At 65.8% G+C, this 21703-nt stretch carries 15 protein-coding genes; 1 reads left to right on the top strand and 14 read right to left on the bottom strand.

Going from position 1 to position 21703, the window contains the following annotated elements; translation table 11 throughout:
• Window positions 1-74 precede the first annotated feature (74 nt).
• Window positions 75-3539: a transglutaminase family protein gene (locus tag C7401_RS15355; protein WP_112172243.1), complete on the bottom strand. Its 3465-nt coding sequence runs from the start codon at window positions 3537-3539 to the stop codon at window positions 75-77.
• Window positions 3540-3712: 173 nt separating this feature from the next.
• Between C7401_RS15355 and C7401_RS15350 the strand changes: the two genes are divergently transcribed.
• Window positions 3713-4792: a zinc-binding metallopeptidase family protein gene (locus tag C7401_RS15350; protein ID WP_112172242.1), complete on the top strand. Its 1080-nt coding sequence runs from the start codon at window positions 3713-3715 to the stop codon at window positions 4790-4792.
• Between the two features lie 8 nt (window positions 4793-4800).
• Here C7401_RS15350 and C7401_RS15345 read toward each other — a convergent pair whose 3' ends face one another.
• From C7401_RS15345 to C7401_RS15290, 13 genes are all read right to left on the bottom strand, one after another.
• Entirely contained in the window at window positions 4801-6273 is a 1473-nt protein-coding gene (locus tag C7401_RS15345) for a circularly permuted type 2 ATP-grasp protein (protein ID WP_112172241.1), read from the bottom strand.
• A 721-nt stretch (window positions 6274-6994) separates the two neighbouring features.
• On the bottom strand, window positions 6995-7231 hold the full coding sequence (locus C7401_RS44375) for a PAAR domain-containing protein (RefSeq protein WP_146757929.1): 237 nt from the start codon (window positions 7229-7231) through the stop codon (window positions 6995-6997).
• 55 nt (window positions 7232-7286) lie between these two features.
• Window positions 7287-7997, bottom strand: a complete 711-nt coding sequence (locus C7401_RS15340) for a hypothetical protein (RefSeq protein WP_112172240.1) — start codon at window positions 7995-7997, stop codon at window positions 7287-7289.
• Window positions 7998-8055: 58 nt separating this feature from the next.
• Entirely contained in the window at window positions 8056-10818 is a 2763-nt protein-coding gene (locus C7401_RS15335) for a type VI secretion system Vgr family protein (RefSeq protein ID WP_112172239.1), read from the bottom strand.
• Between the two features lie 333 nt (window positions 10819-11151).
• A complete protein-coding gene (locus tag C7401_RS15330) occupies window positions 11152-11589 on the bottom strand; it encodes a cupin domain-containing protein (RefSeq protein WP_112172238.1) in 438 nt (145 codons plus the stop codon).
• Window positions 11590-11661: 72 nt separating this feature from the next.
• On the bottom strand, window positions 11662-12261 hold the full coding sequence (locus C7401_RS15325; RefSeq protein WP_309251995.1) for a gamma-glutamylcyclotransferase: 600 nt from the start codon (window positions 12259-12261) through the stop codon (window positions 11662-11664).
• 229 nt (window positions 12262-12490) lie between these two features.
• Window positions 12491-13318, bottom strand: a complete 828-nt coding sequence (locus C7401_RS15320; protein WP_112172236.1) for an aldo/keto reductase — start codon at window positions 13316-13318, stop codon at window positions 12491-12493.
• Between the two features lie 17 nt (window positions 13319-13335).
• Window positions 13336-15114, bottom strand: a complete 1779-nt coding sequence (locus C7401_RS15315) for an FAD-binding protein (protein ID WP_112172235.1) — start codon at window positions 15112-15114, stop codon at window positions 13336-13338.
• A 150-nt stretch (window positions 15115-15264) separates the two neighbouring features.
• Window positions 15265-16482 carry a porin gene (locus C7401_RS15310; protein ID WP_112172234.1) on the bottom strand — a complete coding sequence of 406 codons (1218 nt, stop codon included), beginning with the start codon at window positions 16480-16482 and terminating at the stop codon, window positions 15265-15267.
• 77 nt (window positions 16483-16559) lie between these two features.
• A complete protein-coding gene (locus C7401_RS15305) occupies window positions 16560-17324 on the bottom strand; it encodes an SDR family oxidoreductase (RefSeq protein WP_112172233.1) in 765 nt (254 codons plus the stop codon).
• Window positions 17321-18181: a shikimate dehydrogenase family protein gene (locus C7401_RS15300; RefSeq protein ID WP_112172232.1), complete on the bottom strand. Its 861-nt coding sequence runs from the start codon at window positions 18179-18181 to the stop codon at window positions 17321-17323. Before C7401_RS15300 ends, C7401_RS15305 begins: the two co-directional genes overlap by 4 nt.
• On the bottom strand, window positions 18178-20733 hold the full coding sequence (locus tag C7401_RS15295) for a branched-chain amino acid ABC transporter ATP-binding protein/permease (protein ID WP_112172231.1): 2556 nt from the start codon (window positions 20731-20733) through the stop codon (window positions 18178-18180). The genes C7401_RS15300 and C7401_RS15295 overlap by 4 nt, the downstream gene beginning before the upstream one ends.
• Window positions 20730-21599, bottom strand: coding sequence for a branched-chain amino acid ABC transporter permease (locus C7401_RS15290; RefSeq protein WP_112172230.1), 870 nt, complete (start codon window positions 21597-21599; stop codon window positions 20730-20732). The genes C7401_RS15295 and C7401_RS15290 overlap by 4 nt, the downstream gene beginning before the upstream one ends.
• Between the last annotated feature and the right edge of the window lie 104 nt (window positions 21600-21703).

Below are 21703 nucleotides of genomic sequence, written 5' to 3'. Positions count from 1 at the left end.
CGTGGGTCGTCGCGGCGCGCCCGGTGTGCCGGGCGCGCTTTCGGTTGAGTCTATCGACGTGTTATCGGCCGCGATCAGCCGCGGCGCAGGTCCAGTGTGAACGGAAATTCGAGGCTGCGCTCGGGCGCGGCCACGTCGACCGCCCCAGGCGTATGCCCGATCGTGAAGAAGCGCGCGCGCCGCCGGCTTTCGGCCTCATAGGCGTTGACCGGAAAGGTCTGATAATTGCGGCCGCCCGGATGCGCAACATGATACTGGCATCCGCCGATCGCGCGGGCGTTCCACGTATCGACGATATCGATCGTGAGCGGCGCGTGCACGCCGATGGTGGGGTGCAGTGCCGCCGCCTGCTGCCAGGCGCGAAAGCGCACACCCGCCACGCTCTCGCTCACGCGCCCGGTGGGTTGCAGCGGCAGCGCGCGGCCGTTCACGGCGACGATATGACGACTCTCGTTGATGCCGAGCACGCGCACTTCGAGCCGCTCCACCGACGAATCGACATAGCGCACCGTGCCGCCGGGCGAACCTTCCTCGCCCATCACGTGCCACGGTTCGAGCGCGTGGCGCACGGCGAGCGCGATGCCGCCCGTGTGGACTTCGCCCACCAGCGGGAAGCGGAATTCGAAGTGCGGCGCGAACCATGTGGAGTCGAGCGCGAAGCCAGCCGCGGCCGTTTCGGCCAGCACGTCGTCGAAGTCCATCTCCACGAAGGTAGACAGCATGAAGCGGTCGTGCAGTTCGGTGCCCCAGCGCGTGAGGCGCTGCGTGTACGGCGTTTTCCAGAAGCGCGCGACGAGCGCGCGCAGCAACAGTTGCTGCGCGAGGCTCATGCGCGCATGCGGCGGCATTTCGAAGCCGCGCAGTTCGAGCAGGCCGAGGCGGCCGGTCGGGCCGTCGGGCGAGTAGAGCTTGTCGATACAGAATTCGGCGCGGTGCGTGTTGCCGGTCACGTCGATCAGAATGTTGCGCAGCGCGCGGTCGATGAGCCAGGGCGGCAGGCGCTCGCCGCCGCTCGGGAACTCGCTGTATCCATGGAGCAGATCGACCTGACGCTGGATCTCCGCGAACGCGATCTCCAGTTCGTACACCTGATCATTGCGCGCTTCGTCCACGCGCGGCGCCTGGCTCGTCGGCCCGATGAAAAGCCCTGAAAACAGGTACGAAAGCGACGGATGGTTGTGCCAGTAGGCCACGAGGCTCGCGAGCAGGTCCGGGCGGCGCAGGAACGGGCTGTCGGCGGGCGTGGCGCCGCCGAGCACGAGGTGATTGCCGCCGCCCGTGCCGGTGTGGCGGCCGTCGAGCATGAACTTCTCGGTGGAGAGCGCCGTTTCGTGCGCGGCCTGATAGAGAAATTCGGTGCGCTCCACGAGTTCGTCCCAGTTCGACGACGGGTGGATGTTCACCTCGATCACGCCGGGGTCGGGCGTGACCTGGAGCATTTTGAGGCGCGGGTCGCGCGGCGGCGGATAGCCCTCGATCACGACGGGCAGCGCGAGGTCGGCGGCGGTGGCTTCGACGGCGGCGAGCAGGTCGAGATAGTCGTCAAGTTCGGCGAGCGGCGGCATGAAGACATGCAACTGGCCTTGCGCGCTGCCGAACGAGGCGGCCTCGGCTTTCGGGCCCGCGGCGCGCGCGGGGTCGCGGACTTCCACGCAGAGCGCCGTGCGGTGGAGCCACGCGGCGGATTCGCCATGCGCGGGGTAGCGGTTCGCATCGGCCTCGCTGGAGCCAGCGTGACCGTAACGCGCGCCTGCCGCCAGGCCCGGGCTTGCGCCGGACGCGGATTGCCCGCGTGCATCGATGCCGCGTTCATATTGCATACGCAGTTCGGCTGCGCTGCGCAGTGGCGCGGGCACGGCGAACGGATCGCGCGCGTGTTGCCAGGGGTAGTCGCCGGCCGCGACCCAAGGCAGCGAATCGAGCGGCAAGCGATAGCCCATCGGCGAGTCGCCGGGCATGAGGTACATGCGCTCATCGCGGAAGAACCACGGGCCGCTCACCCAGCGCGGGCCCTGCAAGGCGGGCGCGGCCGGCGCGGCGGCGAGCGGCAGCACATAGCCGGTCACGGTGTCGAGGCGCGCGTCGAACACGCGGCGCAGCCGCATGCGCTCCAGTTCGTCGTCGAGGCGCGAGTCGAACGGATCGACGTTCACGGGCAGGCGACGCTCGCGCCACAAGTAGTACCAGGTGTCTTCGTAGCCGGGCTGCACATGCTGGGGATCGACCGCGAGCTTCGCGGCGAGGTGCGCGATGAAGCGCTGCGCGTCGGCGGCCGTGTGGTGCGCGGGCGAGCGCTCGTCGGCAAAAAGCGCGGGGTCGCGCCAGCACGGCTCGCCGTCGGCGCGCCAGTAGAGCGAGAGCGCCCAGCGCGGCAACTGCTCGCCCGGATACCACTTGCCCTGGCCGATATGCAAAAAGCCTTGCGCGCCGTATTGCGCGCGCAGCTTGTCCATCAGCGCGATGGCGTAGCGGCGCTTGGTCGGGCCGAGCGCGTCGGTATTCCATTCGGCCGCGTCGCGGTCGCCGGCGGCGACGAAGGTCGGTTCGCCGCCCATCGTCAGGCGCACGTCCTGTTCGCCGAGGGCGGCATCCACCTGCGCGCCCATGGCGAGCATGCCGGCCCATTGCGCGTCCGTGTACGGCTTCGTCACGCGCGGCGTTTCCAGCACGCGCGAGATGGACATCGTATGCGAGAACTCGACCTCGCATTCGTCGAGCGCGCCCGAGATGGGCGCGGCGCTGCCCGGCTCGGGCGTGCAGGCCACCGGAATATGGCCTTCGCCCGCCAGCAGCCCCGAGGTCGGATCGAGCCCGATCCAGCCCGCGCCCGGCAGATAGACTTCGCACCACGCGTGCAGGTCCGTGAAGTCGGCTTCGGCGCCGCGCGGGCCGTCGATGGCCTTGACGTCGGGCGTGAGCTGCAACAGATAGCCCGAGACGAAGCGCGCGGCGAGCCCAAGCTGGCGCAACGTCTGTACGAGCAGCCAGCCCGTGTCGCGGCACGAACCCGAGCCTTTTTCGAGCGTTTCCTCGGGCGTCTGCACGCCCGGCTCCATGCGGATCAGGTAGCCGATATCGCTTTGCAGGCGCTGGTTCAGTTCCACGAGGAAATCGATCGTCACGCGCGGCGTGCGGTCGATCGTCTCGACGAACGCGGCGAAGCGCGGCGTCGGCTCGCCGGGCACGAGATACGGCGCAAGCTCGGCGGCCAGTTCGGGCGAGTAGGCGAACGGAAACTGCTCGGCGCTCGGTTCGAGAAAGAAGTCGAACGGATTGTAGACCGCCATTTCCGCGACCAGATCGATGGTGACGCGGAACTCGCGCGTGGGCTCCGGAAAGGCAAGCCGCGCCTGATAGTTGGCGAACGGGTCCTGCTGCCAGTTGACGAAATGATCGGCGGGCTCCACGCGCATCGAGTACGAAAGAATGGGCGTGCGGCAGTGCGGCGCGGGGCGCAGGCGCACCACGTGGGGCGCGAGGCGCACGAGCCGGTCATAGCGATACTGCGTGACATGGTTTAACGCGACACGAATGGACACACGCAACTCCTCGATCGACCTGGATGGAATGGACGCAAAAGCGCTTGGCGCGTGCGTATGATGCAGATGCCGCGAGTGCCGGATGTGACAACCGCTGCGGCGAACGGTGCGCGCGGCACGCGACGTGCTGCGCACGCTGGCGCGCCCCACGGGGCTATCACAGGAATGCGGCAATGAAGACGTTTCACTGCGATCAGTGCAATCAACTGGTGTTCTTCGAAAACGAGCGCTGCGAGCGTTGCGAAGCGCGCCTTGGCTACGTGCCGCAAACGGGCGAGATGCACGCCTTCGGGGACGCGGGCGAAGGCCGCTGGCGCAGCCTCGACGCGCGCTCGCGCGGCGCGCTCTTTCGCCAGTGCCACAACTACGCGGCGCAGAACGTCTGCAACGGCATGATCGCAGCCGATTGCGCGGACACGCTCTGCCGCGCCTGCCAGTTCACGCGCACGATACCGGACCTCTCGCGGCCCGAGAATCGCCTTTACTGGTATCGGCTCGAAACGGCCAAGCGCCGTCTGCTGTACACGCTGAACGCGCTCGGCCTGCCGCTCGCCACGCGCGCCGAAGACCCTGAACACGGCCTGGAATTCGCGTTTCTCGAAGATACGGACGACGGCCCACGCATCGTGACGGGCCACGATCACGGGCGCGTCACGATGAACATCGCCGAGGCCGACGACGCCCATCGCGAGCGCACGCGCGTTTCGCTGCACGAGCCGTATCGCACCTTGTTGGGGCATTTTCGCCACGAAGTCGGCCATTACTATTTCGATCGGCTCGTGGCGCCCGACCCGCAAGCGCGCTGGATCGAGCCGTTTCGCGAGCGCTTCGGCGACGAGCGCGCCGACTACGCCGCGGCGCTCGCCAGGCACTACGCCGAAGGCCCCGCGCCGGACTGGGCGCAGCGCCACGTGAGCGCGTATGCGTCGGCGCACCCGTGGGAGGACTGGGCCGAAACGTGGGCGCATTACCTGCACATCGTCGATACGCTCGACACGGCAACGGCCTGCGGCCTCGCGCTCGTGCCCGACAGCCCCGACGAGCCGGTGCTCGTCGACCAGACACCCGTTGACGAAGCGTGCTTCGAGAGCCTGATGGCGCGCTGGTACCCGCTCACCTATGCGCTCAACAGCCTGAACCGCAGCCTCGGCATGTCCGATGGCTACCCGTTCGCGCTGGCCGCGCCTGTCATCGAGAAGTTGCGCTTCGTTCATCGCGTGATCTCGGCGTCATCCGTTCGTTCGTCATCCTGATCGAATGGCTATCGTTCCAGAACCCAGGTGTCCTTGGTGCCGCCGCCCTGCGAGGAATTGACGACGAGCGAGCCTTCGCGCAGCGCCACGCGAGTGAGGCCGCCCGGCACCATGCGCACCTCCTTGCCGGAGAGCACGAACGGACGCAGGTCGATATGGCGCGGCGCGATGCCCGATTCGACCCAGGTGGGGCAGGTGGAGAGCGAAAGCGTGGGCTGCGCAATGTACTTGTCGGGGTTGGCGACGAGCGCCGCGCGGAACGCCTCGATCTCGGCGCGCGTGGAAGCCGGGCCGATCAGCATGCCGTAGCCGCCCGCGCCATGCGTTTCCTTCACGACCAGATCGGGCAAATGGTCGAGCACGTATTGCAGGTCGTCGGGCTTGCGGCACATCCACGTGGGCACATTGTTGAGCAGCGGCTCCTCGCCCAGATAGAAGCGCACCATGTCGGGCACGTACGGGTAAATCGACTTGTCGTCGGCCACGCCCGTGCCCACCGCGTTGCACAGCGTGACGTTGCCCTTGCGGTAGACATTCATGAGGCCCGCCGCGCCGAGCGTGGAGTCGGGGCGGAAGGAGAGCGGATCGAGAAAGTCGTCGTCCACGCGCCGGTAGATCACATCCACGCGCTGCGGACCCTGCGTCGTGCGCATGTAGAGGTAATCCTTGTCGACGAACAGATCCTGACCTTCCACGAGTTCGATGCCCATTTGCTGAGCGAGGAACGCGTGCTCGAAATAAGCCGAGTTGTACATGCCGGGCGTGAGCAGCACGACCGTCGGGTTGTCGGCGCCCGCGGGCGCGGCGGCGCGCAGCGTGTCGAGCAGCAGGTCGGGATAGTGCGCGACGGGCGCGATGCGGTTGCGCACGAACAGATCGGGAAAGAGCCGCATCATCATCTTGCGGTTCTCCAGCATGTACGAGACGCCGGAGGGCACGCGCAAATTGTCTTCCAGCACGTAGAACTCGCCCTCGTCGGCGCGCACGATGTCGATGCCCGCGATATGCGCGTAGATGTCGCGCGCGACGTTGACGCCCTGCATCTCGGGGCGGTATTGCGCGTTGTTCAGGATCTGGTCGGCGGGCACGATGCCGCGCTTCACGATCTCCTGCTCGTGATAGATATCGTGGATAAAGCGATTGAGCGCGTTGACACGCTGGCGCAGTCCGCGTTCGAGCTTGTTCCACTCCTGTCGCTGGAAGATACGCGGGATCACGTCGAACGGAATCGTGCGCTCGGTGCCCGCGCCCGTCACGTCCTTTTCGCCATAGACGGCAAACGTGATGCCCACGCGCCGGAATATCGCATCGGCCTCCGCGCGTTTCTTGTGCATTTGCGGCTCGTTCTGGCCGCGCATCCATGCGAGGAACTCGCGGTAATGGGCGCGTGGCTCACCGGCCTGCGCGAACGCCGTGGGGGCCACGCCCCGGACGTCGAATTCCCCGTGCTCGAACATCTCGTTGAAGAATGTTTGCGTCATATCCGTTCTTCCGTCCGCTGCTTTTGTCCGCTATGCCTGGCAGAACCTGCCCCGACTGCCCTGACCGGCGGCTGCTTCAAGCGCCGCGCGCGCTGCTTTCGATCGGTGACGCGTGATGACCGCCGGCGCGCGAACTTGTTGCGATGCGCGTCGCGCCAGCGGATTCGCCTGATCGGAAAGCATGTGCTCGTGCGTGCCTCAAGAAGGCGCACGCCGGCACGCACGCCGCGCGGCGGTTGCCGCAGCGCCGGGTGATCGGGCTGTTGGGGTCAATGCAACTTTCGTGCCGATTTGATGCCAGGGGGAGGCTGGGGGCGGGGTGTGGGGGCAGGGTGTGGCCGGGAGAGGCTCGGCGCACGGGGGCGGGCACAAAAACGATGCATGGCGCGTCAGCCGGGCGGACTGGCGCGGTTTGCTTGATGCTGGTGCGTACGGCTGGACGGGGCTTTCTTTTCGCCGGATTTCAAGCGCTGGTGACGCTTCGACATGACGGTGGTGTGAACAGGCGCTTTATCGTGGTGCCAGCGCATGCACGGTTCCGGAGCAGGAAGTGCGCTGAGAAGTTGCATGGGCGGGGTGGTCTGGGGGAGCTGTTGCCCGGGTGGAGGCTATTCGGTCGTGCGCGTGAACTGCCGAGACAGCGTTTTTGACGCTCGAATGAAAGCCTCCGCGGAAAGAGCGGCGGTGTGAGCCGGCGAATCCGCTCCAGCGGTCATGTCGATTACACCCAAGCGGTCATGCCATGGTCGGACGCAAGAAGGAGCGGAGGCGGATCGCATTGGCATTTGCAAATGTCGAACTCCAGCGCCGGACGCTTGCCACCACCAAGGTTGTCGTCGGGACGATTTCCAGACGGCGCGATAAAGCCGTCTGTCCCGCAGACGTAGCAGCGGACTTTGGCAAACAGGTAACTCAGCGGCTTGCCAAGGCCATTTGTATCCTTGATGCCATCGAGCACGTACCCGCCGTTAGTCGTGTGATCGCCTTGTCGAATATATGCGCGCCTTTGCATGTCATGCCCCGAACCATTTCCAGTGAGCGTAGGGAACCTCACTGTCTCCGTCACCCAGGACGGGCGGCATGGTCTCACCCGCCTGAAATCGACGATTCCCGTACAGATAGTATTCGTCAGCGGTCCACGATCTGTGGGCGAACTTTATCCCGACCCATCGTCCTTCGCGAGGACAAGGCTCGCCGGGGCTGCACAGCGTTTTGCGTGCAAGATCGGCTTCCCATTGCCATACAGGTCGACCGAGAAACGCCTCGCCTTTTGAATCGTAGATGAGTTCTTTTTTGTAGCTGGGCGCACCTTTCTTGAACTCGTATACCCAACGGCTTCGCTGGCCGGTGTCCGATATCAGGCGGTAATAGCCATCTTCGGCCACAGCGTGCCCCGATGGAGTGACGTGCTCGGACAACTTGGCGCGCTGGCGCTCCTCGTAGTCCTTCCACTCCTGAGGCGTTGAGGGAAAGTCGGTGTCGAAGGTGAAGGGTGTCGATCTTGTGTCACTGACGAAATTGACAGTGCCGCCGGCCCCGTTCACACCAGAAACGTAAATACTCGTATATACCAGCGCACCAAATTCGTAGTCACCCTTCGGTATTTTTTCCGCCGGGACGGAAAGGAACTTGTACGTTACGGTTTCGCCAGCCGGTATCGTTACTAGCGTTCTTGATTCGCCCATCGTTGTAATCGTCTCAACCGGATAGTCATCTTTATTCATCACCGTGACGCCTGCAAGGTCTGCTCTCCATGCACCTCCGCCTCCAACGCGAAAGCCACTAATATCGAGCCGTTTTGCCACTCAGTTGTTGGACGCCCAGAGCGCCAGTGACTGTCGGATAGGGATTCCTATCCTTATCAAGGCCGTAATACATGCCCGTCTCCGTCGTGCTCTTGCACTCCACCGTAAACGCCGGCGTCAGCCAATTACAGTACTCCGCCTTTTCAAGCTTGATCGGTACGCTCGCCTCATTCACAACGGGACTCTTCGGTTCCTGCTCGGAATCGTGGTCCGCATTGGCCGAATCCGGCAAGCCCTGTGGCCCTTGTGGCGCGCTCACGGGCGACTTTGCCGAGGGTGCCGTTTGCGGTGCGTTTGCGAGCGGCGCGGGAGCCGCCACAACGCTATTCGCTTCTCGCGCCTCATCCGGCAGATGCGAAACAGGCAAGACCCCCGAACTCCCATCCCACGCACGACAACTCACGATGAGAGGCACCAACTGCGGCGAAAACTCCGGCCCTGCCAAATGCATCTGCGAGGCGGGATACCGATTCCACGGCCCCAACGTTTCGATGCCGTGAACCGCGCCAATAGAAATCTGGCCGTCCTTGAACCGGATATACGCTCCGCCGCATTCGAACGTCATTTCCCTGTTGGCTCGCAAGAACAGCGCGCCGTTCACGCTCGATATCGTGACATCATCCCTGGCTGCGACTTGCGCGTTGCTGGCCTGTGCCTGGATGAGCACGGGTCCGTAGCTGAAAACCTTGACGCCAAGTTTGCCCGCGTACAGGGTGATGTTCTCGTATGCGTGCAGCAGAATGCGCTTGAGTGCACGGATGCTAAAAGCGGCCGCCGTTGCAAAGCTCGTATCCTTGCCCGTCGATACCATCATGCGGTCGGGGGTTGCCATGCCGATACCATCGGGCGCGGACAGCGCAATAACGGAGCGCTTCAGATCGGCGAATGCATCCTTGAGCCATTGATTCTCGGCCCGCAGATCGCTCACTTCCGCATTCGACGCGCGTGCCGATTCAGCCAGCGCTTCGAGGTTCGCCCGCATCGAATCGAATTGCGCAACCGCCTGGGTCGTATCGTTTGTCTTGCCGCCCGCCTTGGGTTGCACATACGTGGTGAGCAGCAAACCCGCACTGCGGATGGCACCCTGGTAATCGGTACGAATTTCAAACCCGACGCCTCGCTGTTCGTTTTGACGGTTGACGATGTAACCAAGATTGAGTTGCGACTTGCCGTAATCCGTCGATGTCTTGATGTGCTCCTTCCCGGTGCGGTCGTCCATCTGGAAGGTATTGTTGGAGCGCGTGCGGATCGTGTGACGCGAGGCCCACGGGTAGCCCATGACAATGGGATCAGTGTGCTTCGCGGTGTGCAGGACGCCACTGATATACGGAAGGTCGGGGTTGCTCCACAAGAAGGCGACGGTCACGACCGTCCCCGGCTCGAGACCGAAGTGAAAGCCGGTTTGCCCCGGCCCCGCGAACGGCTTGGCGAGTCGCATGGGGCAGCTTTCCAGTCCCGCTGCGCGCTCGTCGCGGTCCGTGTGGAGGTGGACAATGTAGCGCCCCTGGTTATCCAGATACGGGCCCACATAGTCCTTTGTCGACGCCACGGTTCCCGTCACCACGCCGGGAAGGCGGGGCCACGTCTCCTCCATCAGCGGCATGCGGTACTGCCGGTCCGCCGGTATCGCGGTGAACGCCACCTTGTAGCCTTCCTTGCGGGAGGCGCTGCATGACATCTCCGTGATCAGGATTCCGTGCTCCGCGTCGGGTAATGTCCTGTTCGTCAGTTCCAGCACGCACGCGGGTCCGATATCCAGCATGTCGCACGTGCCTGAGTAAATGACCTGTGCCGCGCGCGCCGCTTCGTGGCGGAGTGTGACCTCTTCCCTGGCGGCCTGCGCATCGACGTACGGCATTCCCCATGCATAGGCTTCGCCGTAGGTCGTCATGTCTGCAATCCAGTCCTTGTCCTTGCGGACCAACTCGCTCTGGCGCGCCTCCTCGACAGGCGCGCCAGAGAACTGCTCGGGACTGTAACTACGGACAACCTGGCTTGCGGGCATCGTCGCGCTGCGCGTGACAAGCGACTTCACGGACTCCTGACCATTCGTGAGCAGGCCGCCCGGTTCGTGATACGGAACCTCGAACCTTGCGCGGTCGCGCGTGTATTTGGAGAAGTCATCGCCAAAGCGCACGCGCTCGCAGAATTCGCCTTCCTCGCAGACAAACCAGATTCCACTTCGACGGCATAAACGCGTGATGAACGTCAGATCGTCTTCGCCCCACTGCATGACGATCGGCCGGCTTCGGTATGGGCGGTAAAGATCGAACTCGAAATCGGCGAATATCTGGTTGAAGTCGTGTTTCTTCAGAATCTGCTGGATAATTTCGGGGTCTTTCTTTTCCAGAAAGTGACGGTATCGGGGCGTGTTGCGCAGCAGCGCGAGGCGCGATTCGAGTGTGAGTTCATAGACCGTTTGATCCGGCGTGCCGGGAAACTGCGCAAACGCGGTAATGACACCCTGGACGCGGCGTGCTGGCTCCGGGGTCGGGCTGTAAATGCTGCTGGCCGGCGGCTGGATGACGAACGCCGCCATATGGTTGAGGAAGTCCGAGCGCGAGAGATTCGGGTTCGGGTGCGTGAACAAGATCGTGTATTTCGTCGGTTCGCCCATTGCGCGGCGACCGTTGAAGGAAAAGATATCGGCCCTGGTGGCTTCGGCCACGTGCGGCATGTCGAGGCGGTAATACTGGTGAACGTCGATACCGGGACGCACCAGCGGATCGCGGGAATTCACGGACTCTCCTCCTAATCGAAGACGATCGGGCCTGCACCGGGGGCGGATAGCGTAAGCAGGCTAAATATCACCTAGGAGAGCGATGCTCGCGCGATGCCGAAGCGCGCGATATGGGATTCGTCCGAAAATGGGGGGTGTTCCGAAGTGCGCGATTCACCGCGCATCGCGGCGAACCGTCTGGACGATCTGGGAGAGCCGCAAAGAAATAGCGCCAAGCCTTGCGCAGCCAGCAAGACATCGCGCGCGGGTTCCGCGCGCGTTCGCGCTATCGGGAAGAGGAAATCAGCAACCGCCGCACAGAACGTAGCGCCGTGCTCCTGCACGGCGCACGCATCACGTCGAACTCACATCGGCCCACGCCGCAGGCGCCGGAACGCTGCACGGGGCGTCCACGTCGATCGATTTGAAATCGGCCGGGCTCACGATTTCCAGGTACTCCATATCGGGCGAGTAATCGAACAGATAGTGCGCGATGCCCGGCGCCTGGTGCACGCAGTCGCCGGCTTCGACGAGCGTTTCCTTGTCGCCATACATGAAGCGGGCCCAGCCCTTGAGCATGATGACAATATGGAAGTCCGCCTCATGCCGGTGCCAGCCCGTGCCCTGTTCCGGCGCAAGATTTGCCCTGACAAGTTGCGCGACGACCTTGCCGTGGGTCGCGTCCGCGATGCCGAGGTCGCGGTAAATGAAGAAGTCGCGCAGTCCGCCGCCTTTGAACGGCGTGTCCTGCGGCTTGATATGAGAAAACCCCGTGGCGAACTCTGTTTGCATGGCGGCGCTCCCGGATGTAGTGGAGGCCCGATTCGCAAGCACGAGTTGTTCCATCGTACGCGTGGCGCGTCCTCAGAGGGGCTTCGTTTCCAAACCTGCCAGCGCGTGCGCCACGTCTTCGATGTACGGATCGCTCAGTGCGCAATCGGCCAGCGCCTGCCGCAGCCGGAACACATATTCGGCGTTGGTGCCAAGCGGGCCTTGCGCATGGGCGATCAGGCGCGCGATCTTCGCGGGATGCGAGTCGGCTTCGTACTGGCGCTCGCAGTTGCTGGCCACGAAGGCGAGGGCGTGTTGCGTCTCGCCCGTTGCGAGCGTCACCGTGGTCCACGTTGGGGTGTAAGCGCCCGTGAGCATTTCGCGCGTCCAGAGAATGCGCAGTTCCTCATCGAGCGTGGTGGTGGCGAGGCGCAGCGCCACACCTTGGGTGCACCCGCCGGGCTCCAGCGCGAGCATGCGGCCGGGGCGTTGCGGCGTGCCGCGCCCCGCGAGCAGCCGGATGCAGAAGCTGCGATGCCAGCCTTGCAGCGTCGCGATCTCGCGGCGGTCGTAGCAGGAGAGCGGATTCCACATCAGCGACCCGTAGGCGAAGATCCAGACGTCTTCGCCCGCGGGGCGTCTGGCCATCGTCTGCGCGAGCGACTGGTCGATCTGTGACTGCGTCCAGAGCATTCCTGGCGGGAGGAAGTTGAAGCTCTCGAGAAACGCTCCGGAGCGTATGGCGTCTCGGTTTAACATGGGCTAGGCGGCGTCGTGAAATCTACGCCGCCAGTATGCGGTCTCGTTCTGCGCCGATAAAGCGGCTCAAACGCGAATCTGCGTTCACCTCAGGACGACAATCGTCTCGGCAGAGCGCCTCAGTTCCTCCGCCGGAGTCGTGGGTTCAGCGGTCCGGCGCGTGTCAGGCCTCGTCCCAGCAGGGCGCGAACGCCGGGCTCACAAGGCGCTGATTCTTCGGCATGCCCGCGATGAGCGCGCGATCCTCGTCATCCAGCCGCAATTCGAGCGATGCCAGATTCGCGAGTTGATTGGCCCGTGAACTCGCTTTCGGCACGGCGGCAACGCCCGCCTGGTCGATCAGCCACTTCAGCGCGACCTGGGTGGGTGGCACGTCGTGCCTCGCGGCGATGCGCTGGATCGCCGGCATCTCCGAGACCTTGTTGCGCGCAAGCGGGCTGTACGCAATGAGCGCCATATCGTGCCGGCGGGCAAAGTCGAGCAGATTCGCCTGGCTCAGCGCGACGTGATACTCCACTTGCATCGCGGCCAGCGGGGCCTGCATGACTTCCACGACTTCGCACACGAGCGCCAGCGGAAAGTTCGCGACGCCGATCGCTCGCGCACGGCCCGCTTCCTTGAGCGCAACGAGCGTGTCGATCGTGCGCGCGAGATCCCAGTCCTGCGCGGGCCAGTGAATCAGGAACAGATCGACGTAGTCGGAACGTAGCGCGCGCAACGAGTTGTCGAACGAGGCCCGCATGTCTTCGGGGTTGAGTCGATCCCACCACACCTTGCTCGTCACGTGAATCTGCTCGCGCGGCACCTGCGATTGCGCCATGGCGGCGCCAACGGCTTCTTCATTGTTGTACGCGGCGGCCGTATCGATATGGCGATAACCCAGGTCGAGCGCCTGGGTGACCGCGCGCGTGCATTCGTCGCCGAGCATGGGCCAGGTGCCGAGACCCAGCTTGGGCATGTCGAGCCCGTGGCGATTGACGATCCGTTGCATGACTGCGTTTCTCCGTTTCAGGCGCAGGCTCTCGCCGCGCGCACGTTCTGTGTTGCGTTTGCGTTGCCGCCGTTCGCGACGTACTTCGCGATGCGCCAGCCGAACACGATGGCCGGGCCGAGCGTCGTGCCGGGGCCGGGATATGTGCCGCGAAAGATCGACGCGAGGTCGTTGCCGCACGCGAACAGGCCCGCGATCACGTGGCCCGCGTGGTCGAGCACTTCGCCGTTCGCATTGCCGCTCAGTCCGGCGCTGCACGCGAGATCGGCGGGCCACACGGTCACGGCGTAGTAGGGGCCCGCGCCGATGGGGCGCACGCACGGGTTGGGCTGCTGGCTGGCGTCGCCATTGAAGCGGTTCATGGGGCTGCTGCCGCGCTCGAAGGCGGGGTCCTTGCCTTCCGTGGCGGCGCGGTTATAGATGTCGACCGTGCGCGCGAGACCCGCAGCATCGACTTGCAGTTTCGCGGCCAGTTCGGCAAGCGTCGCGCCTTTCACCAGATAGCCCGAGCGCTCGAACGCGGCGATGCGCGCCGCGCTGCGGCCCGGCATCAGCAGGCCAAGGCCGTATTCGTGGATGAACGCCGCATCGACGATCAGATGCGCGGCCACGCGCGGTCCTTGCTCGCCGCGCTGCTGCGCGTCGCGCAGCATGCCCATCACGAAGTCGTGATAGGAGTCCGATTCGTTCACGAAGCGCTCGCCCCGGCTGTTGACGGCAATGAGACCGGGTTTCGCGCGATCGAGAATGATATGCGGCCAGACGCTGTCCGCGTCCGCCTGGCTGTTGCGCGCGCGGCGGATCGAGCAGGGCATCCAGAGGCCCGGGCTGTCGCCGCCGTTCTCGACATTGGCGCCGACCTGGCGGGCGCGGTCCACGCCGTCGCCCGTGTGGGTTTGCGGTGCGAGCGACAGGCCGCGCGCACCGGCGGGAAAGAGCTGGTTGCGCAGCGTCGGGTGACGCGTGATGCCGCCCGTGGCGAGCACCACGCCGCGCCGCGCGCCGATGCGCCGACGGCCGCCGCCGGGCGTCGCGACGACTGCGCCCGTCACGCGGCCGTCCTCGCGCACGAGTTCGACGAGCGGGCTCTCGAAGCGGACTTCGATATCGCGCTTGCAAAGGCTGTAATAGAGGCGCGCGGCAAGCGCGTTGCCCATGACGAGCTGCGTGCCGCGCGGGTGGCGCAGCCGGTCCATCGCATAGCGGCCCACCACCGCGATCGTGCGCCGGAAGTTGGCAAACGTGGCGAAGGGCGCGAGCAGCGCATTCAGATCGGCGCGCGCGACCATCATGCCGCCGAGCCCCATGAACTCCTTGCGCGGCGGACGCACGCGCGCGAAGGCCTTGCCGAGCACGCGCGCGTCGAACGGCGCGGGCACGAGCGCGCGGCCGCCGAAGGCCGCACCGGGGCCGCTCACGTAATCGGGGTGGGCGGTGGCGGCGACGAACTTCACGTCGCTGATGCGCGCCAGTTCGTCGATCACCTGCGGCCCGCTTTGCAGGAAGGCCTCGCGCGCTTCGTCGCCGCCGCGCGCGCCGACCACCGACGCGAGAAAGCGCCGTGCGTCGTCCACGCTGTCGGGCACGCCTGCCTGTGCGCTCAGCGTCGTGCCCGGCACCCATGTGGTGCCGCCCGAGGTGGAGGTGATGCCACCCACCATGCCGGTCTTTTCGCAAAGCAGGACCTTCAACTTCTCGTGGTCGGCCACGAGCGCGGCCGTCATGCCCGCCGCGCCCGCGCCGAATATCAGCAGATCGACTTCCTCGTCCCAACCTTGTTGCGTGGCCGCGCCCATGTCCGTGCCTCCTCCATGCTGGTTCGCCCGTGCGCCCGGCGAAGAGCGCGTAAGGCGAACGGTGTCTTTGATAATTGTGGAATCTTATTCCAGTTACGAAAAAAGTGGAATGGCGTTCAACAAATTGGAGGTGGCGTGTTCATGCGACCCTTAAAACCGGTGCACGATCCCCACGCCAACCGCCACCTGGTTGCGCGTGGAGGAGGGGGTGGAATTGAAGCCGTCGCCAAGCGTGGCCGTCGCGTCGATGATCTGGCCCGCGCCCGCCGTGCCGAGCGTCGAGCCGTTGGCGTGCTGATACGCCTCCAGCATGTAGAAGCCGGTGCGTACCGACAATGCATAGTACTGCGAGAGATTGAACTGCTGATACTGTGCGGCGTTCGTGATGCCGTTGGCTTTCGTCGCGCGCGTATAGCTGTAGCCCGCGCCCAGATCCCACGCCACCGCGGGCTTCCAGTGCAGCACCAGGCCGCCCGTGTTGAAGATGGCGGTATCGGTGAACTTCGAGCCCGAGCCGGGAATGTACTGCACGTTCGAGTAGGTCGCGGACACGTCCCAGGCGCTGTTGAAGCGGTAACTCGCGCCCACCGCGAAGCGCTGCTGCGCCTGTGCGCTCTGGTAGCCATTGGTGAGCGCCGAGACGCCTGCCTGCGCGCCGTTGTTCGAGGTGGTGGAGTCCGCGCCGAACGCACCGCCGCCAGACGTGGAGTTGTTGATGCGCGAGAAGCCCACGCCCACGCCGACCGGACCCTCCAGGTACTGGAGCGCGACCGTCCACGTCGATCCCGCGTTGAAACTGCCTGGCACGCCGCCCAGCGAATACGATCCGCCGAACGAGAAGCCGTGGAATTTCGGCGAGAGGTACTGGATGGTGTTGTTAGCGCGATAGATGGTGTCGAAGCCGTCGATGTCGCCGGGATGCGCGCCGTAGAACCCGGTGAGCGAGTTGGTCGGGCTGAAGGGCGAGAGCAACTGGTAATACGAGGCGTACTGGCGGCCGAAGGTCAGCGTGCCGTAGGCCGGGTTGGTCAGGCCGACCCACGACTGGCGGCCGAACATCGCGTTGGTGTATTGCTGCGCGCCGGTGGCCGAGTTGATGCCCGATTCGAGCGTGAAGATGGCTTTCGTGCCGGCGCCCAGGTCTTCCGAGCCCTTCACGCCGAAGCGGCTGCCCGCCCACACGCCGTTGATCATCTTCACGGCCGAATGGCCGCCGCTGGTGGAGCCGAGCGTGGTCTGGTTGTTGACCCAGCCGATGCCGGTATCGACCACGCCATAAAGCGTCACGCTCGACTGCGCGAAGGCGGGGGAAAGGGCGAGCATGGCGGCGCTCGCCGCAACGGTTTTGAGTCCGGTGCTGCGGTTCATCGATTGTCTCCTGCTTGTTGTAATGAGAGAGATGAGGTGACGGCGGCGGGTTGCGCCGCCGTCGTGCGAGAAGTGATTCAGTACGTGGCGCGGCCCCCGGAGAGGTCGAAGGTCGCGCCGCTCGAAAACGAGCATTGGTCGCCTGCGAGCCAGGCAACGAGATTGGCCGCTTCTTCGGCCGTGCCCGCACGTTGCATCGGGATTTTCGCGAGGCTGGCGGCCAGCGCGTCGCGTGTCATTTGCGCGAGCAGGGGCGTTTCGATCACGGCGGGCGCGATGCAGTTCACGCGCACGGGCGTGAGCGCAAGCTCCTTGCCCATCGACTTGGTGAAGGCAATGACCCCCGCCTTGGCCGCCGAGTACGCGGACATCTGCGGATTGCCTTCCTTGCCCGCGATGGAGGCGAGGTTCACGATGCGGCCAAAGCCGGCTTCGAGCATCGGTTGCACCGCCGCGCGCGAGCAGAGAAACACGCTGCGCAGGTTCACGTCGATGCAGCGTTGCCAGGCCGCGAGATCGCAGTCGGCTACGTTCGCAACCGGTCCCGTTGCGCCCGCGCTGTTCACCAGCACGTGCAGCGCGCCGAAGTGCGCCAGTGTTGCGCGCAGGGCGCTTGCGACGGACGCTTCGTCGGTCACGTCCACGCGCACGCCCAGGCTCGTGCCCTCGCTTGTGCCCGCGCTTATGCTTCTGGGTAGCGCGGCGGCGGCCTGCGCGGCCGCGTCGCCGTCGAGATCCCACAGCGCGACGCGGTGGCCGTCGTGTTGCAGGCGCGCCGCGATGGCCCGGCCGATGCCGCCCGCGCCGCCCGTCACGATCGCCACCCGCGACTGCGCATTCATGCTTCGGATTCCAGAAGGAAAGTCACCATGCGGTCGCACACGCGCGCGAACATCTGCGTGCCCGTCACCGTCTTGCAGCCGCGTGCGCGCGCCGCCTCGATAAAGGGCGTGAGCGGCGGCTTCGTCACGACGTCGCCCACGAAGGTGCTGGCGGGCAGGCGCGAAACGTCGACAGGCAACGGGTCTTCGGGGCGCATGCCCATGGGCGAGGCGTTCACGACCACGTCGAACGATTCGGCCGCGACGTCGCTTGCCGCCACACGCACCGCGCCGCGGCCGAGCCCCGCGAGTCGATCGACGAGGGCGCCCACGCGCGCGGCGTCGTTGTCGCGCACGTCGAGCGAGGCGACACCGGCGTTGACCAGCGCCTGGGCGATGGCCGAGCCCGCGCCGCCCGCGCCCACGAGCAGCGCGCGCTTGCCGCGCAGGTCGCAGCCTTCGTCGGCCAGCGCCGCGACGAAGCCGGTGCCGTCGAACATGCCGCCATGCCAGCCGCCATCCGGCGTGCGGCGCAAGGTGTTCGCCGCGCCGAGAAAGGCCGCTTCTTCCGAGAGGCTCGTGCAGAAGCCGGCGGCGCTGAACTTGTGCGGCACGGTGATGATGACGCCGTCGACATTGCGCATGGGCGTGACGCCTGCGAAGAACGCCGCGAGATCGTCGGGCGCGACGTGCGCGGGCACCACGAGCGCGTCGCGGCCCGCTTCGCGCAGCGCCGCTGTCACGCCTTTGGGCGAGCGCACCTGCGCGATCGGATCGCCTACGATGAAGTAGACGCGCGTGGCGCCACTCAATCCCTCATCGAGCGAAACGGGTGTGGGCGCAACGGTATTGCAGGGGGTGGAAGTGGCGGAAGTCATGCTGATTTCATCTCCTGGGTTGTGTCGGCGTCGTCGTGCATGATGCCGAGCAGTCTTGCCTGCGTGAGCGCGTCCTGTTCCAGGGCGCTCGCGCTGTTTTCATAAGCCACGCGGCCGTTCACGAGCACGTAGGCGCGATCGGCGATCGGCAGCACCATGTCGGCCTGGTGTTCGACGATCACGATGCTCGCGCGCTCGCGCAGCTTCACCACGGCGTCGAGCACCTCCTGCACGACGGCGGGCGCGAGGCCTTCGAACGGCTCGTCGAGCAGGATCGCCTTCGCGGGCGCCATGAGTGCGCGCGCAATGGCCACCATCTGCCGCTCGCCGCCGGAAAGATGCTCGGCGCGTGCGTCGCGGCGCGTGGCGAGGCGCGGGAAGAGCGCGAACATCTCCTCGACGCTCGCGCCGCCCTTGCGCGCGGCGAGGCGCAGGTTCTCGCTCACCGTGAGGTTGGGGAACAGGCGGCGGCCTTCCGGCACCATCGCGAGTCCGAGGCGGTTGATCTCGTGCGCGGGGCGGCCGGTGATGTCGTGGCCGTCGAAGGTGATGCGGCCCGCCGTGACCTGTGCGACGCCGGTTGCGGCGCGCAGGGTTGTCGTCTTGCCCACGCCGTTGCGGCCGAGAATCGCAATGACCTCGCCAGCGTTGAGCGTCAGATCGACGCCGTCGAGTATCGTGTTGCCCGCGTAGCCCGCCTTCACGCCTTCGAGACGCAGCAGCGCGCGTGGAGCTGCCGCCGCGCCAGGCTGTTGCTCGTCGCCGCGCGCGGCGAGCCGTGCATCGACGGGGCGCGCGCCTTTGGCATGCCCCATGTACGCTTCAATCACTTCGGAGTGCTTCGCAACATCGGCGGGCGAGCCGTCGGCGATCAGGCGGCCGCGATGCAGCACACTCACGCGGTCGGAAATCGTGAGCACGCGGTCGATGTCGTGCTCGATCAGCAGCACGGCGTGATGATTCGCCAGTTCGCGCACGATGCTCGCCACGCGCGCGCGGTCGGCTTCGGCGAGACCCGCGAGCGGTTCGTCGAGCAGCAGCAGGCGGGCTTCGGTCGCAAGCGACAGCGCGATTTCCAGCAGGCGCTGCTCGCCGTGCGAGAGACTTTCGCAGGCGTGCGCCGCGCGATCGGCGAGGCCGACCGCCGCGAGCAGCGACCACGTACGCGCGTTCTGCTTGTCGAGCGTATGGGCGTCGCGCCAGAGGCCCAGGCGCTCGCGCTGCGCGGCCTGCACCGCCACGCGCACGTTCTCGAACACCGTGAGGTTGCGGAACACACTGAGGATCTGGAACGAGCGGCTCATGCCAAGGCGCACGCGGCGGAACATGGCGAGCTTCGTCACGTCCTGGCCGTCGAAGGTGATCGTGCCCGCGCTCGGCCACAGCACGCCCGTGAGCATGTTGAAGAAGGTGGTCTTGCCCGCGCCGTTGGGGCCGATGAAGCTGTGCAGGCGGTACGGATACACGTCGAGATCGATCTGCTCGGCGGTCACGAGCGAACCGAAGCGCTTGGAAAGGCCGCGCACGCTCAGCACGGGCCTGGCGGGATCGGCGTCCACGCGGCTTGCGCGGTACGGCGCGATGATCTCGGGGCGCGCGGGAATCGTGTTGCGCACGAGCGTCCAGCCGGGCCGGCGCAACAGGCGCTGCACGAGTCCCTGAATGCCTTCGGGCGAGAAGAACGCGAACGCGATGACGATGGGCGCGAAGATCAGCCACCAGTGCTCGGTGAGGCCGCTGAGCTTGTCTTCGAGCAGGATGAACGCAATCGCGCCCCACAGCGGCCCGAGGAACTGGTGCACGCCGCCCAGCACCGTCATCAGCAGGCTGTCGCCCGCATGCTCCCAACTCAGGTTGTTCGCGTACGCGCCTTGCAGCATCAGGCAGAGCAGGCCGCCCGCATAGCCGATCACGGCCGCCGAGATCACGAACGCCTGGAGCTTGAGGCGGTACGTGTCGTAGCCGAGGCTCGCGGCGCGCTGCTCGTTGTCGCGCAGCGCTTGCAGCGCGCGGCCGAACGGCGCGTGCACGAGACGCCAGAGCGCCCAGGCCACGGCGATCACCGTCACGCACGCAAACACGTGAAAGCCCGTTGTCGTCGCGAAGGTGGGGCGCGGCACGTTCTGCAAGCCGTTTTCGCCGCCCGTCACGTCGGTCCACTTGAACGCGATCTCGAAGGCGATCTGCGAGCACGCGAGCGTGAGCAGCGAGAAGTAGAGGCCGCGGCGGCGCAGCACCACGGCGCCGATCAGCGCGGCCATGAGGGCCGTGACGATCACGCTGGCGGCGAGCGCGAGCATTTCGTTGCCGATGAAGCGCAGCAGCGAAACCGCGACGAGATACGTGGAAGTGCCGAAAAATACCGAGGCGCCGAACGGCACCAGGCCCGTGTACGCGACCAGCAGGTTCACGCCCATGCCATAGAGCGTGTAGATGGCGATCTGCGTGGCCCGTTCGAGTGGGGTGCCGCTCGCGGTGAGCGCGAGCGAGACGACGATCAGGCAGAGGGTCAGCACCGCAACGGGGTGCCGGGTCAGAGAACCGAGTTTCATTCGAAGCGCTCCCAGCGTTCACCGAAAAGCCCGCGAGGGCGCACGAGCAGGACGAGGGCCATCAGCACATACATCGCGACCGACGAGCCTTCGGGAAAGAACTGCACGGCCAGCGCCGTCACCACGCCCACCAGCAGCCCCGCGACCACGGCGCCCGCGAACGAGCCGAGCCCGCCGATGGTCACGATCACGAAGGCCGGCATGACCGCGGCGGTCGCCATGCCCGGCGTGACGGTCAGGAGCGGCGCGGCGAGCAGGCCGGCCGCGCCCGCGAGCAGCGCGCCGAGTGCAAAGGCACCGGTCAGCACGCGCGGCAGATTGATGCCGAGGAGTCCTACCATTTCCGGGTCGCGGCTGCCCGCGCGCAGAATGCGGCCATAAGGCGTGTACCTCATGAACGCCCAGAGCGCGACGAGAATCGCCACGGTCGCGGCCAGCACGAAAAGGCGGTACTTCGTAATGAGCAGCGGTCCGTACACGAGAAAGCCGCTAAGCGCTTCGGGCGGGCTGAACGGCAGGCCGCCCGCACCCCAGATGAGGCGTGTGAGCGCCGTGATGAGCAGCGACAGCGCGAACGTCACGATGAGGCTCAAGAGCGGCTCCTTGCCATAGAGCCTGCGGATGAAAACGACTTCGATCAGCACGCCCACCGCCGCCACGAGCACGGGCGCGAGCACAACGGCGCCCCAGCCGAACTGCGTGGAAAGCGCGATGGCGAAGTACGCGCCGAGTGCGAACAGCGCGCCGTGCGCGAAATTGACGATGCCGAGCAGCCCGCAGATGATCGACAGACCGATCGCGAGCAGCACGTAGAGGAAGCCCAGCACCAGTCCGTTGGCGACCTGGGACAACACCATTTCTGCCATGCCCATACTCCAGATTGCGGCGCGCGATGCACCGCGCGCGCGGGATTTGCCAGCTTTGTGTGCCTGGAAAGCGAATGGCCTTGATGACCTTGGTGGCCTCAGTG

Origin of the sequence: Paraburkholderia unamae, from assembly GCF_003268775.1 — a bacterium.
In the GTDB taxonomy this organism is placed as follows: Bacteria; Pseudomonadota; Gammaproteobacteria; order Burkholderiales; family Burkholderiaceae; genus Paraburkholderia; species Paraburkholderia unamae.
The sequence above is the reverse complement of the archived record's forward strand: the minus strand, read 5'-3'. Positions and strand labels throughout refer to the sequence as shown.

What these genes read in the sequence shown, in the direction of transcription:
- C7401_RS15295 (WP_112172231.1), bottom strand. Translation starts at nt 20,733, where the DNA reads ATGAAACTCGGTTCTCTGACCCGGCACCCCGTTGCGGTGCTGACCCTC.
- C7401_RS15290 (WP_112172230.1), bottom strand. Translation starts at nt 21,599, where the DNA reads ATGGCAGAAATGGTGTTGTCCCAGGTCGCCAACGGACTGGTGCTGGGC.
- C7401_RS15350 (WP_112172242.1), top strand. Translation starts at nt 3,713, where the DNA reads ATGAAGACGTTTCACTGCGATCAGTGCAATCAACTGGTGTTCTTCGAA.
- C7401_RS15310 (WP_112172234.1), bottom strand. Translation starts at nt 16,482, where the DNA reads ATGAACCGCAGCACCGGACTCAAAACCGTTGCGGCGAGCGCCGCCATG.
- C7401_RS15315 (WP_112172235.1), bottom strand. Translation starts at nt 15,114, where the DNA reads ATGGGCGCGGCCACGCAACAAGGTTGGGACGAGGAAGTCGATCTGCTG.
- C7401_RS15345 (WP_112172241.1), bottom strand. Translation starts at nt 6,273, where the DNA reads ATGACGCAAACATTCTTCAACGAGATGTTCGAGCACGGGGAATTCGAC.
- C7401_RS15340 (WP_112172240.1), bottom strand. Translation starts at nt 7,997, where the DNA reads ATGAATAAAGATGACTATCCGGTTGAGACGATTACAACGATGGGCGAA.
- C7401_RS15330 (WP_112172238.1), bottom strand. Translation starts at nt 11,589, where the DNA reads ATGCAAACAGAGTTCGCCACGGGGTTTTCTCATATCAAGCCGCAGGAC.
- C7401_RS15300 (WP_112172232.1), bottom strand. Translation starts at nt 18,181, where the DNA reads ATGACTTCCGCCACTTCCACCCCCTGCAATACCGTTGCGCCCACACCC.
- C7401_RS15320 (WP_112172236.1), bottom strand. Translation starts at nt 13,318, where the DNA reads ATGCAACGGATCGTCAATCGCCACGGGCTCGACATGCCCAAGCTGGGT.
- C7401_RS15325 (WP_309251995.1), bottom strand. Translation starts at nt 12,261, where the DNA reads ATGCTCTGGACGCAGTCACAGATCGACCAGTCGCTCGCGCAGACGATG.
- C7401_RS15305 (WP_112172233.1), bottom strand. Translation starts at nt 17,324, where the DNA reads ATGAATGCGCAGTCGCGGGTGGCGATCGTGACGGGCGGCGCGGGCGGC.